The sequence below is a fragment of the Porphyromonas sp. COT-108 OH1349 genome, from assembly GCF_000768755.1.
GTDB classification, from domain to species: Bacteria; Bacteroidota; Bacteroidia; order Bacteroidales; family Porphyromonadaceae; genus Porphyromonas_A; species Porphyromonas_A canoris.
This window is the reverse complement of record NZ_JRAH01000010.1, coordinates 20,851-33,568: the sequence shown is the minus strand read 5'-3', so window position 1 is coordinate 33,568 and position 12,718 is coordinate 20,851. Positions and strand designations below refer to the sequence as shown.

The following is a 12,718-nucleotide window of genomic DNA, read 5'->3' as shown; positions in this document are numbered from 1 at the left end:
CTGTGTGGCATAGCTTTCGATGCCCTTGCGAAACTCTTGCTCTTTCAACTCTCCCCGTTCGATTCTCGCCAAGTCCGCTTCCCATTGTCCGGTCATTTCAGCATTACCGATTTTCATTTCCCTAACGATGGAATAGACGGCAAGTCCTTTCTTCGTGGGAACAAGCGACTTCTTTTGGCGTACCATGTACTCGCGTGCAAAGAGGGTTTCGATGATGGCGGCACGGGTAGCAGGCGTCCCGATGCCGCAATCCTTGAGTTGCGCACGCAGTTCCTCGTCCTCCAATTCCTTGCCTGCCGTCTCCATAGCTGCCAACAGCGAACTTTCCGTGTGCAGGGGCTTGGGCTTGGTCGTTCCCTGTGTCAAGGAACAGGCACAGAGTGGGAGTTGCTCGCCTTCCTCCCATTCGGGGATGATGATGCCTTCCCCATTTTCTCGACTTTCTCGTTCCTCGGCTTCTAACTGCTCCTTATCTTTCTTCCTGTTGTTTTTGAGGATGGCACGCCAACCCTCTTCCTTGATGATTTCACCTTTGAGAATGAACTTCACACCTTCACAAATGGCAGTAACCGTACTGACATCTTTCACGCAACGGGCGGAAAAGGCTTCAAGCATACGTCCGGCTATCATATCGTAAATGACCGCCTCGTCTCCGAACATGTCTATCGGCTTCTTGCCCGTGATGAGCAGGGCGTGGTGGTCGGTCACTTTCTTGCCGTCCACAGAATGCGTATTGAGGTCGGTCAGTCGGCGGGCATGAATGCCCCAGACGGGATGGTCGTGCAAAAAGGCTATCAAAGCGGGAATTTCGGCAAAGACATCTTCGGGAATATATCGGCTACCCGTGCGAGGATAGGTGATGTATGCCTTTTCGTAGAGTTTCTGCGCCAAAGAAAGGGTCTGTTCTGCCGAATAGCCGAACCGGCTGTTCGCTTCTTTCTGAAGGGTGGTCAAGTCATACAGAAGCGGTGGTTCCTGTTTGGTCTCCTTGCGCACAACTGTCTCTACAGTGGCATAAGAAGCTTGTTTGAGTTTCTCATACAGGGCAGTGGCTTCCGTCTTATCGAACCAACGGTCGGCAGAGGAGAAACGGAAACTCTCATCGCCTTCCTTTACGGCAAGGCTGAGTTGCCAGAATGACTGTGGCTCGAACTTCTTGTTCTCCAAGAAACGGGAGCAGACCATACAGAGGGTCGGAGTCTGTACCCTGCCCAAGGAGTAAGTGCCNTGCCAGAATGACTGTGGCTCGAACTTCTTGTTCTCCAAGAAACGGGAGCAGACCATACAGAGGGTCGGAGTCTGTACCCTGCCCAAGGAGTAAGTGCCACGCCCGGCGGCAATGGATATGGCTTGGGTGGCATTGATGCCCACCAACCAGTCGGCTTCGCTGCGGGCACGGGCGGCATAATAGAGATTGTCATACGCCGCTCCGCTTTGAAGATGGGCGAGCCCCTCTTTGATGGCTTTGTCCGTAAGCGAGCTGATCCACAGACGTTCGAAGGGTTTAGAGATGCCGAGATACTCGTAGATGAACCTGAAGATTAACTCACCTTCCCTTCCTGCGTCGGTGGCGACGATAATGCCTTCGCACGCTCGGAAGAGTTTTTCAATGACTTTCAATTGGGCGACTGCCGCAGCGTCGGCTTTATAGCCTTTATCATCCTTGATTTGACGGGGAATAAGGGTAAATACGGGAGGAAGAATCGGCAGGTTTTCTTTGTGGAAACCCTTGATGCCGTAGGCTTCGGGCATGGCTGCCGTTATCAGGTGTCCCAATGCCCACGTAACGGCATAGCCGCCTCCTTCGATATAGCCGTTTTTCTTGTTGGTTGCCCGAACAACGCGAGCGATTTCACGAGCTACGCTCGGCTTTTCTGCTATAATGACTTTCATTTGTTCTTACTTTTTGGATGTTAGTGGTGGCGGATTACATTTTCATTCCCTTGGAACGTTTTTTCTCTTCTTGCTTTTGTTCCTGCCCTGTGGTAGGCTCTGTCTGTCCCTGCTTGAGCGGCTCCCTCACATGCTTGGTAGCCTCGTTGGTCTTGCCTTCGGAATTGACAGCGACCTGCGTGCGGGAAGCATTGTCGGGAATGACCTCTTTGGTTTGGGACTTGTCGGGATTCCATTTGAGGAAATTGAACTTGTTCTGCTCGAAATTCGGACGCACATAGGCATTGAAAGGTTCTCCCTTCTTGTCGATAAGCCCGGTCATATAGACCGTCTGCCCTGCTTTGAGCTTCGCTTGTTCTTCGGGAGAGATGTCGCGTCCCAGCATCTTCTTGGGGACACGCAGTTCTTTCTGCTCTGTCTGTTCCTGCCCTTCGGAGACTTGTCTTTGTCGTTGTCCCTGCTTGGGAGAGCCGAAACGAAATTCAATCGACCGCTTGTCGGCATTGAATTGAAGGTTGGCATTGAAATGCTTTCCCGTTTTGGAGGTCATACCCTCCACGTAGATACTCTTGCCTTCCGACAACTCCTTTTTCTGCTCGTCGCTCAGCTTCACGCCTTTGATTTCATCGGGGATGCGTACCCTATCGGCACTCAGGGCGATGATGTCGTTCGTCAGGCGGTCAATGCTTACGAAACTGCGGGTCGGCTCATCTTTGCCGGGGAAGGTCAGCTCCACGGTACGACCGAGGTTGCCCGTTTCTCTGAGGGCTTTCTTGTCCTCGTCGGTGAAGGTATGCCCGAANTCATCTTTGCCGGGGAAGGTCAGCTCCACGGTACGACCGAGGTTGCCCGTTTCTCTGAGGGCTTTCTTGTCCTCGTCGGTGAAGGTATGCCCGAAGAATTCACGCTCCAATTGCGGCTCCTTGCGGATGGCATGGACGACAGGGATAAACGTACCGTCTCCGGAGGCTTTCAGAGAAAGACGGGCATCGGTGTAGAGGGAGACTTCGCCGATTTTAATGCTGATGGGAACAAGCGGAGTCTTGCGGTATTGAAGCAGGTCATCAAGATGCTTGCCTTTTTCCAAACTCTCACGGCTCACGCCCATCTGCTCGAACTGATCCCACTTCACCTTATCGGGGTCAATGCCTTGGAAGGACTGTTTCTGCTCCCCTGCATAGTCCGCAGGATTGATACGGGCAGAGTCCAGCATCTCCTTATTGGAGGGGACATCCGGTGCTTTGAGCATCTCCGAGAGTACGCGTGCACTGGCAACGGCACTCTCAAAAGGCACTTTGAAGAAGTTCAGCGGTGTGGGGTTCTTGAACTGCCGCATGAAGTTGGAAAGGAAGTTCTCCAGCGCATTGCTGTGCTTGTCGAACTTCAGGAAACTCTGTTCATGCTCGGCGGTGGGCGGTACGGTTTTCAGTCCACCTTTTTCATCTGCTCCGGCTACGGCTCGGAGGCTCTCGTTCTTCTGATCCTTGACCAAAAGGATTTCTTGGTCCTTGATTTTTTCGTCCATATTACAATGTGTTTAATGACACCAACATCGGTGCATGGGCAAAAGTAAATCAAAGAAACAGTGTATGTTAGAGGGTTGAGATAACTGCGTACTTGTGGCGTCGATATGGATAGAAGTGGCTCCTTACACTGTGTGTGGGCAAAACTATAGCATCACGAAGAACCGACAAAAATCACCTTTTTTAGGTATTGTCTATGCAAGGAAATATTAAGAACTTTGCAACTAAATTGAGACAATGTATATCGATCTATGCAAACGCCAAAGGATTATACACGCAAGTTATTGCTAAAAACAGCTCGGGAAGCCTTTCTCCAAAAAGGATACAAGGCTGTGTCTATGCGTGGAATTTCCAAACTATCGGGTGTTGGTCTGAGCAATATATACAATTACTATCCCTGTAAAGATGATTTGCTGGCTGTTGTCCTACATCCGCTTTTAGAGGCGATGAACGGCATGCTGGACAATCATAACCGGAACGAAAGTCTTTCCCTTGAAATTTTCACCTCTGAGGAGTATCATCGTAAATCCATGCAGGAGGTGATGGGCATTATAACCCGTTATCGCAAAGAGTTTAAGTTGCTGTTTCTCGACACACAAGATTCCCGATTCAATGACTTTTGGGAGCGGTGGATTGAAAAAAGCACTGCAATCGGCATGGAATATTTGGAGAGAATGAAAGAACTCTATCCGGACTTACACACCCAGATTTCTCCATTCTTTATACATTTCACTTGTTCTTGGTGGATTAATATGATGAAAGAAGTGGTACTGCATGAAGAACTCTCCCAAGAGGAAATAGAATGTTTTATTGGTGAGTATATCCACTTTAGCACGGGAGGATGGAAAAAGCTCATGAATGTGGAATGTAACAGAGAAAAGAAAATGGTTGGAAGTAAGACTTCCTCCTATTCCAGTAGAATAAAAACAAACAGTATATGAGTGTCACTAATATTATTAACAATGAAGAATTAACTCTTATACAGGGAGTAGGTGGACTTTTCCTTTGTGAGGAATCTTGGGTTACGCAAAATCGGAGAAACGCCCATCGCAAAGAGATTTCGGATAAAGATATAATTACAATGAAAAACGAAAGTAACGGAACTGAATGTTCTCGGACAGAATTATGGCACTTACCTTAACTATCAAATGTATGAAACGGGATGTTTCAATAACATATATATTCCATAGAACGAGTCGCCCACTTAGGGCGGCTCGCTTTGTTTTTGAACAGGACGGACTTTTGTTCGTTTTTGAGCCAACAACCACGAAGCGATTATCAGAAGCCGGATCGCTTTTATCCGCCTTCAATGAATGAAACAACTTACAAATAACAAGTGATATGAAAATAGAAAAAATCAACGATTGGTTTGCCCGTCGGGGCAAATGGATGGTACAAAGACGATGGCTGGTACTAAGCTTATTTATCCTCTTCTTTGCCATAGGATTTACAGGATTAAGATACTTCAAAGTGAGTGCTTCGTGGGAGGATTACTTCCTCGAAGATGATCCGATGCTTGTCAAGACCGAAGAGTTTAAGGAGATATTCGGCAATGACAATTTCGCCGCAGTACTGACCCGATGCGACAATTTGTTTACGAAAGAGAATTTGGAACTTATCCGTGAACTCACCAACGAGATGATGGACAGCCTTTCGTATGCCGACAAAATAACGTCGCTCACCGACATCGAATTTATGGTGGGCAGTGAGGAGGGTATGACTATCGAACAGATTGTCCCCGAAACAATACCGTCAGATCCGGCAAAACTAGAAGAGATACGCCACAAGGCTTACCTGAAACCCCACGTTGCAGAACGGCTCGTTTCCAAAGATGGAACGCTCTCATGGATCATACTCAAGCTGCGTACTTTCCCAGAAGACTCGGTGTGGAACAAGGGGAAGAATGCCGTTGCTCCTGAGGTGCTGACGGGTAACGAGCTGGAGCATATCATCACCAAGGACAAATACCAAAAGCTCCATCCCAAGGGAACGGGACTGCCCTATGTTACCGCTATGAAAATGAAATGGATAAGTAAGGAAATGCCCCGTGTACTGGGTATCGCCACCCTAATCTCCATACTTATCCTGCTATTAGTAACGCGCTCCTTTAGAGGAGTGGTCGTGCCGCTTGTCACAGCTGTAGGCTCCATCATCATCGTGTACGGTATGTTAGGTTACGTGGGTATGACGATAGATAGTGGCATGGTGATGATTCCCATGCTATTGACATTTGCCGTTTCCATTGCATACAACATCCACGTGTATTCTTATTTCAAACGCCAATTCCTCATACATGGAAAGAGGACACAAGCAGTAGAAGAAACTGTCAGGGAAATGGGATGGCCGGTGCTGTTCAGCGCACTCACCACCTTTGCCGCCTTGCTTTCCTTCCTCGCCATACCGATGCAGCCTATGCGTTTTATCGGTATAGCTACTTCTTCATGCGTGATGATGGCGTTCTTTATAGCCATTACATTGATGCCTGTGCTCCTTAGTTTTGGTAAGGACGGAAAACCGCATCCCAAAATGCAGGAAACAGGAGGACGATGGTTGGACAGAAAATTAGAGAAGGTAGGTATCGGTGTACTTAAACATGGTACTTTGATACTATGGCTTACCGGAGTGATCACAGTCGCTCTTATCTATCAATTCACAAAAATAGAGACCGCCTTTGACGTGGAGCGAACCATGGGGCGAAAGATAGCTTACGTCAATAACCTTTTGGAAGTGGGTGAAAGCGAACTTGGGTCTGTCTATACCTATGATGTGATGATAGAACTGCCTGATAATGGATTGGCAAAATCGCCCGAAATCCTAGTGCGATTAGATTCCTTAGCACAACACGTAGACAGGTATAAATTAACCAAGCGCACAACCACGGTATTGAATATCCTCAAAGACCTGAACCAAACCCTGCACGATGGGGATGCCTCTTATTATACTATCCCTCACAATCCTGAAGAGGTGGCACAGTTGCTACTCCTTTATGAAAATGCAGGAGGTAGTGAGGCAGAGTACTGGATCGATTATGATTATCGGCGCCTTCGCCTGATGGTCGAGATGAATTCATACGATTCCGGAGAAACAGAACGGGAGTTGAACGATATAGTTGCTCATGCCAAAAAGCTTTTCCCGAAAGCCACAGTCACTACCGTAGGCAGCATTCCACAGTTTACGGCGATGATGCAGTATGTAGCTCGCGGACAGATGGTTTCTTTCGCTATTTCACTTCTGATTATCGGCATCCTGATGATGCTTGTCTTCGGCAGTGTACGTATCGGACTTATCGGTTTGATACCCAACCTTACCCCGGCTTTGGTGGTAGGCGGTCTGATGGGATGGTTTGGCTATCCGTTGGATATGATGACCGCCACCATCATGCCGATGATTCTCGGATTGGCAGTAGATGATACCATTCACTTTATCAACCACGGGCATTTGGAGTTCGACCGCCGGGGCAATTACCGGGAGGCTATCCTCCGTTCGTTCCGCACTATTGGAACACCGATTGTGCTGACAAGCATAGTGATCTGTACCAACTTTGCCGTCTATACTACTTCTGAAAGCCTTTCCTTTATACACATGGGGGTACTCTCCGTGGCAGGTATTGTATCGGCACTGCTTGCCGATCTCTGTGTCACTCCCATATTGTTCCAAAAGTTCAACCTGTTCGGTAAGGAGACAAATACAAACGAAACTCGGGTTGAATGAACAAACATAATTGAATACAAATGAATACTACAAAAAAACAGAAGAAAACGCCCGTTTTGAAGCGGTTGCTGCCATACGCAGGCAAGAAGGGCTATATGCTTCCGCTGGCGATGATTTTTTCAGCCCTATCGGGTATTATGGTGCTGATGCCTATGGTTTATATCCATAAGATTGTCAGCGGGATTATTTTGAGCAATAGTGTCGATGGAGTTTCCATACGGTACTATGCAATTCTGGCGGCGAGTTTTGCCGCAGCAGGAATGCTGCTCTATTTCTTTGCGCTAATGGTATCCCACCTCTTCGCTTTTGAGGTAGAGGCGAACATCATCAAGCTCAGTGTGAAGAAGATGATGGCGAAACCGTTGGGCTTTTTCGCCAACCGCGAAAGCGGTAACCTACGCAAAACCATTGTCGATGGAGCGGGCGAGACCCACACCATACTGGCGCATCAGCTGCCGGACTTTGCCATGACCATCGTTTCGCCCATCGTGCTGTTGGTATTCTTCTTCCTTTTCGACTGGCGATTAGGCTTGGTGAGCCTGATACCGATGGTCATAAGCATGTTGTTGATGGCAACCATGAGCACCAAAAAGGGTATGAAGATGCGGGAAGAATACTACGAAGGACTTGCCAACCTTTCCGCCGAGTCGGTGGAGTACGTGCGCGGCATACCGGTCGTGAAAACCTTTGCCCAGAGCGTGGAGAGTTTCGAACGTTTCTATTCGCTCATCGTAAAGATGAAAGATTTCGTGGTACGGTGGAGCATGGGATTCAAAAACAAAATGTCGCTGTACGAGGCAATTTCAAGTTCCACAGCATTCTTCTTGGTACCCGTTGCCATCATGCTGTTCACCACAGGCGGCGACATGCGGCAGGTGCTGGGCAATTCTGTTATCTATCTGTTGATAGGTCCAGTATTCGGTGTTTTTATGATGCGTAGTGCATCTATTCAAAACTTCATCTACTTGGCCGAGTTGGCATTGGATAAAATTGACGTCGCTTTGGATTACGACGACTTCGCTTATGGCAGAAAAACTGCAATTGAAGATGGTCTGGAGTTCAGGAACGTCTCGTTTTCATACGGGAAAGAAAAAGTGCTGGACAATGTGTCTTTCAAAGTGAACAAAGGAGAAACTGTTGCCTTGGTCGGTGTTTCTGGAGGCGGAAAAACCACCGTGGCACGTCTGGCAGCCCGTTTCTATGATGCCGATGAAGGCGAAATTTTAGTCGGAGGCACCAACATCAAGGAATATGAGAAAACGGCGCTGATGCGAAAGATCGCTTTTGTATTCCAAATGTCCAAGCTCTTTAAGATGAGCCTGCGCGAGAATTTATTGTTGGGTAATCCCAACGCCAGCAATGAGGAGATAGAGCAAGCTCTTGTCAGGGCCGGAGCCAAAGAGATTGTCGATAATTTAGAAAAGAGCTTGGATACGGTTTACGGTACCAAGGGGACCTATTTCTCAGGCGGTGAAGCCCAACGACTTTCCATTGCGAGAGCTTTCCTGAAGAACGCCGATTTTGTCATCCTTGACGAGGCGACCGCTTTTGCCGACCCCGAAAATGAGCATATTATTCAGGCTTCGTTCAGGGAACTGTCAAAGGACAAAACCACATTAATGATTGCCCATAGGCTCTCTTCCGTGGTTAATGCCGATAGAATCCTTGTGATGGAGAACGGCAAAATAGTGGAAAGCGGTACACATAACGAATTATTAACCCAAGGTGGTGCCTACAAAAAGCTGTGGAACGAATATCAAAAAGCTGCCAACTGGAAAATAGGAGGTAAAAATGAATAATTTCTTAAAGCAAAAATATGCCATGTCGGATCAGGGAGCGAAGAACTTGAAAAAATCTATCTTCTCGCACACGATCCTGAATCTGACCAAGATGTTTCCACCCATCGTCGGATTTATGTTTCTGTTTCAGTATCTGGGCGGTCTGGAAGGCATTCCCGCACCGGCAGAACTAACTCTTGCCGACTATATTGTCATCATCGTAGTGATGCTGTTGGTGATGTTTATCGTGGCAAGGTGGGACTATGTGCGCCTTTACGACAATGTTTATAACGAGAGTGCCAACTCGCGCATCGACATAGCCAACCGCCTGAAGAAACTGCCACTTTCTTATTTCGGCAAGCGCGATGTGTCCGACCTTTCGGCAACCATGATGAGCGACTTGCAATTTTATGAACAGATATTTTCGCACTCCGTACCGCATATCTATGCCACTTCCATTTCCACGATTATCGTTTCCATTATGATACTCGCCTACAATTGGCAGCTCGGATTGGCGGCATTGTGGGTTATTCCCGTCTCGTTGCTGCTCTTTTCCCTTTCTAAAAGGAAACAACGGAAAGCCATGGACGCATGCGTGAAAACCGGTCGCGAAGTGTTCGACGATTTGCAAGAGAAAATAGACCAAATACAAGAAATCAAATCCTATAACCTGGAAGATCGGTCACTAAACGAGTTCTGCCACAAGCTGGACAGCAATACCCGTACAAAGATGAAAGGGGAGTTCTACGCCGGTATTGCCACGTCATTGGCAGGCATGTTGATGAAGCTCGGCATCGTCACGGTGGCGATTGTCGGCGCCAATATGCTGATTGCCGGACAAATCAACATCCTCGTCTATATCGCCTATCTCATCCTTACGGCAAGCATCTACCTGCCTATCGAGGGAATCCTCACCTTTATGGCGATGATCGTGGCGCTCGACGGCGTGGTGACGCGTATCAAAGAGATTAAAACCATGCCCGTTCAGGAAGGCAAACAGGAAATGAGTCCCAAGGATTACAGCATTGATTTCGAAGACGTCGTGTTCGGCTACGAGGACCATACCGTCATCAACGGCGTGAGCTTCACCGCCAAGCAAGGCGAAGTTACCGCCTTGATCGGTCCTTCCGGAAGCGGCAAAACCACCCTCACCAAATTAGCAGCTCGTTTCTGGGATATTCAGCAGGGTAAGATACTGTTGGGTGGCGAGGACATCAGCCGGATAGACCCCGAAACGCTGCTGAAAAACTACGCCATTGTCTTTCAGGATGTGGTGCTGTTCAACACCAGCATAAAAGAGAATATCCGCGTAGGAAGAAAGGGAGCTACGGACGAGGAGGTGGCCCGCGTTGCCAAAATAGCCCGCTGCGATGAGTTTATCGACCGCATGCCCGAAGGCATGGACACCATTATCGGCGAAAACGGCGAGCGGCTTTCCGGCGGCGAGCGCCAGCGCATCTCCATAGCAAGGGCCATACTGAAAGATGCTCCCATCATCCTGATGGACGAGGCCACCGCCTCGCTCGACGTGGAAAACGAAAACCTGATACAGGAGGCTTTGTCGGAGCTGATTAAAAACAAGACGGTCATTGTCATCGCCCATCGGATGCGTACTATTCGCGGAGCCGATAAAATAGTGCTGCTTAATCAAGGCAAGATTGAGGCTATGGGCACTGACGCAGAGTTGCAGGCACAATCAGCGACCTATCGGAAGATGCTTGAAAAGTCAATGGTATAAAATCAACAACAAAATATCAATCATGATGAAAAGAATTATTTTAACAAGTTTGGTGGTATTGGCTTTTGCCGCCACGGCAATGGCTCAGACGGGCAGAGAGATTGCCCAAAAAGTAAAAGACCGTCCCGATGGCGATACCCGTCAATCGGAATTGGTGATGAAACTGATTAATAAGCGCGGAGCAGTGCGCGAGCGCAAACTGATTTCTTATTCCATCGACGTGGGCAAAGGAAAGAAAGACCGCAAGAGCATTATGTTCTTCCAATACCCCGGTGACGTAAAAGGTACGGGGTTTCTCACGTGGGATTATGACAACCCCGACAAGGACGATGATAAATGGCTCTACCTGCCCGCCATGAAGAAAACCCGACGTATCAGCGGCTCGTCTGCTAAGCAAGATTACTTTATGGGCAGTGACTTTACCTATGATGATATGGGCAGTCGCAACGTGGATGAGGACACGCACAAACTGCTGGGTAAAGAAGAAATAGATGGGCATAAGTGTTGGAAATTGGAATCTACGCCCAAAGACAAACGCGAGATTTATTCCAAGAAAATAGCCTTCATACGCCAAGACTGTCTGATAGCCGTCAAGGTGGAGTATTATGACAAAATGGGGAAGCTGCACCGCCGTCTTGAATTATCGGACATTGCCAAAGTAGCAGGATTCTGGGTTGCACAGAAGCTACACATGACAAATGTGCAGACAGAGCATCAAACGATTCTTGAAATTAAGAATCCCAAGTATGACCTTCCCATGGAGGAGACAAAATTCAATGTTACCACTTTGGAGAAAGGTAGGTTCTGATGACAAACACAAGTAATCGTTCTATAAAGTTTTTGCTGCTGTTTCTCTCACTCTTGTCCCTACACGCCGCATGGGGACAGGAAGAAGGGGTTTCATCGTGGCAACTCAAAGGCTTTGTTGATACCTATCATGCCGCCCGTTCCGAGAAGCCGAACGACTTTATGTCTTCACGCACCCGGGTAAAGGGTGAAATAGGGAAAAGTTTTGGCAGTTCGACGCTCTTTGTCTCGTTCAATGCCACCCACAATGCCTTGCTGAAGGAACGCACGGGGTTTGAACTGCGGGAGGCATATCTCGACCACAGAGAGGAGCACTGGGGCTTTCGCCTCGGTCGGCAACTGGTCATTTGGGGTGTGGCAGACGGAGTGCGCATTACCGACTTGGTTTCTCCGATGGATATGACGGAGTTCTTGGCACAGGACTACGATGACATCCGTATGCCGGTCAATGCCCTGCGCTTCTTTGTCTTTAATGAGAAGATGAAGTTAGAGCTGCTTGCCGTACCGACCTTCGAGGGGTATAAGTTGCCGACCGATGCCGGAAATCCATGGAGCGTGCTGCCTAAAAATACCGTTCAGCCCCTTGTCTGGCACGAGGACGGAAGCCACCCAAAGTTCCGTTTTTCCAACATGGAATATGGAGGAAAACTTTGCTTTACCTTGCCGGGAGTGGATTTTTCCATTGCTGCCTTGCATACGTGGAACAAGATGCCTGTGATTACCTACCGATCTTCAGGTACCCACATGGCCGTATCTCCACGATATTACCGCATGGGATTCTTCGGAGGAGATATATCCAAGCCGTTGGGGCAGTTTGTCCTACGTGGCGAAGCAGCATTCAATGTGGACAAGCATTTCAGCTACAAACCCGAGGCGGGAGCTATGGAGCAGAAGGGCTTCAACACGGTGAATTATCTCGTGGGCGTGGATTGGTATGCGCCTCATGAATGGATGGTGATGGCGCAGTTTTCTTCGGAAAGTATTCTGCGATATGAAAATCAAATAGCACAACCTCGTCATCAGTCACTCCTCACGCTCAATGTGTCTAAAAAACTGTTGGACAGCACATTGCAATTATCCAACTTCACCTATTTCGACCTCAACCACAAGGGATGGTTCAGCCGCTTTACCTCCTCCTATGCGCTGAATGACCACATCCAACTATCGGTAGGTTATGATTGGTTTGGAGGCAATGAGGGGATATTCGGTAGGTACAAAAACAATTCAGAAATATGGGCAAAGGCAAAATATAATTTTTAGCAATAAAA

The 12,718-nt window shown here is 48.1% G+C and carries 9 protein-coding genes; 7 read left to right on the top strand and 2 right to left on the bottom strand.

The features are described from left to right. A partial coding sequence (locus JT26_RS01645) for a DNA topoisomerase (RefSeq protein ID WP_036845243.1) occupies nt 1-1,893 on the bottom strand: 1,893 nt, incomplete at its 3' end. Nucleotides 1,894-1,927: 34 nt separating this feature from the next. Then, entirely contained in the window at nt 1,928-3,418 is a 1,491-nt protein-coding gene (locus tag JT26_RS01640) for a DUF3945 domain-containing protein (protein ID WP_036845240.1), read from the bottom strand. Between the two features lie 249 nt (nt 3,419-3,667). Here JT26_RS01640 and JT26_RS01635 point away from each other — a divergent pair, with 249 nt between their 5' ends. The 7 genes from JT26_RS01635 (at nt 3,668) to JT26_RS01605 (ending at nt 12,710) form a co-directional block, all read left to right on the top strand. Beyond that, nucleotides 3,668-4,357, top strand: coding sequence for a TetR/AcrR family transcriptional regulator (locus JT26_RS01635; protein WP_052089891.1), 690 nt, complete (start codon nt 3,668-3,670; stop codon nt 4,355-4,357). Further along, nucleotides 4,354-4,557 carry a hypothetical protein gene (locus JT26_RS01630; protein WP_036845237.1) on the top strand — a complete coding sequence of 68 codons (204 nt, stop codon included), beginning with the start codon at nt 4,354-4,356 and terminating at the stop codon, nt 4,555-4,557. Before JT26_RS01635 ends, JT26_RS01630 begins: the two co-directional genes overlap by 4 nt. 200 nt (nt 4,558-4,757) lie before the next feature. Beyond that, complete coding sequence (locus tag JT26_RS01625; RefSeq protein ID WP_036845235.1) at nt 4,758-7,127, top strand: RND family transporter; 2,370 nt, start codon at nt 4,758-4,760, stop codon at nt 7,125-7,127. A 20-nt stretch (nt 7,128-7,147) separates the two neighbouring features. Next, nucleotides 7,148-8,926: an ABC transporter ATP-binding protein gene (locus tag JT26_RS01620; RefSeq protein ID WP_036845234.1), complete on the top strand. Its 1,779-nt coding sequence runs from the start codon at nt 7,148-7,150 to the stop codon at nt 8,924-8,926. Further along, nucleotides 8,919-10,643: an ABC transporter ATP-binding protein gene (locus JT26_RS01615; RefSeq protein WP_036845233.1), complete on the top strand. Its 1,725-nt coding sequence runs from the start codon at nt 8,919-8,921 to the stop codon at nt 10,641-10,643. Before JT26_RS01620 ends, JT26_RS01615 begins: the two co-directional genes overlap by 8 nt. Nucleotides 10,644-10,665: 22 nt before the next feature. After that, nucleotides 10,666-11,451, top strand: a complete 786-nt coding sequence (locus JT26_RS01610; protein WP_036845232.1) for an outer membrane lipoprotein-sorting protein — start codon at nt 10,666-10,668, stop codon at nt 11,449-11,451. Beyond that, entirely contained in the window at nt 11,451-12,710 is a 1,260-nt protein-coding gene (locus JT26_RS01605) for a DUF1302 family protein (RefSeq protein ID WP_036845229.1), read from the top strand. The genes JT26_RS01610 and JT26_RS01605 overlap by 1 nt, the downstream gene beginning before the upstream one ends. Nucleotides 12,711-12,718 lie beyond the last annotated feature (8 nt).

Bases quoted from the DNA above. Each gene is read 5' to 3' on its own strand.
- JT26_RS01635 (WP_052089891.1), top strand. From the start codon at position 3,668: ATGCAAACGCCAAAGGATTATACACGCAAGTTATTGCTAAAAACAGCT.
- JT26_RS01630 (WP_036845237.1), top strand. From the start codon at position 4,354: ATGAGTGTCACTAATATTATTAACAATGAAGAATTAACTCTTATACAG.
- JT26_RS01625 (WP_036845235.1), top strand. From the start codon at position 4,758: ATGAAAATAGAAAAAATCAACGATTGGTTTGCCCGTCGGGGCAAATGG.
- JT26_RS01620 (WP_036845234.1), top strand. From the start codon at position 7,148: ATGAATACTACAAAAAAACAGAAGAAAACGCCCGTTTTGAAGCGGTTG.
- JT26_RS01615 (WP_036845233.1), top strand. From the start codon at position 8,919: ATGAATAATTTCTTAAAGCAAAAATATGCCATGTCGGATCAGGGAGCG.
- JT26_RS01610 (WP_036845232.1), top strand. From the start codon at position 10,666: ATGATGAAAAGAATTATTTTAACAAGTTTGGTGGTATTGGCTTTTGCC.
- JT26_RS01605 (WP_036845229.1), top strand. From the start codon at position 11,451: ATGACAAACACAAGTAATCGTTCTATAAAGTTTTTGCTGCTGTTTCTC.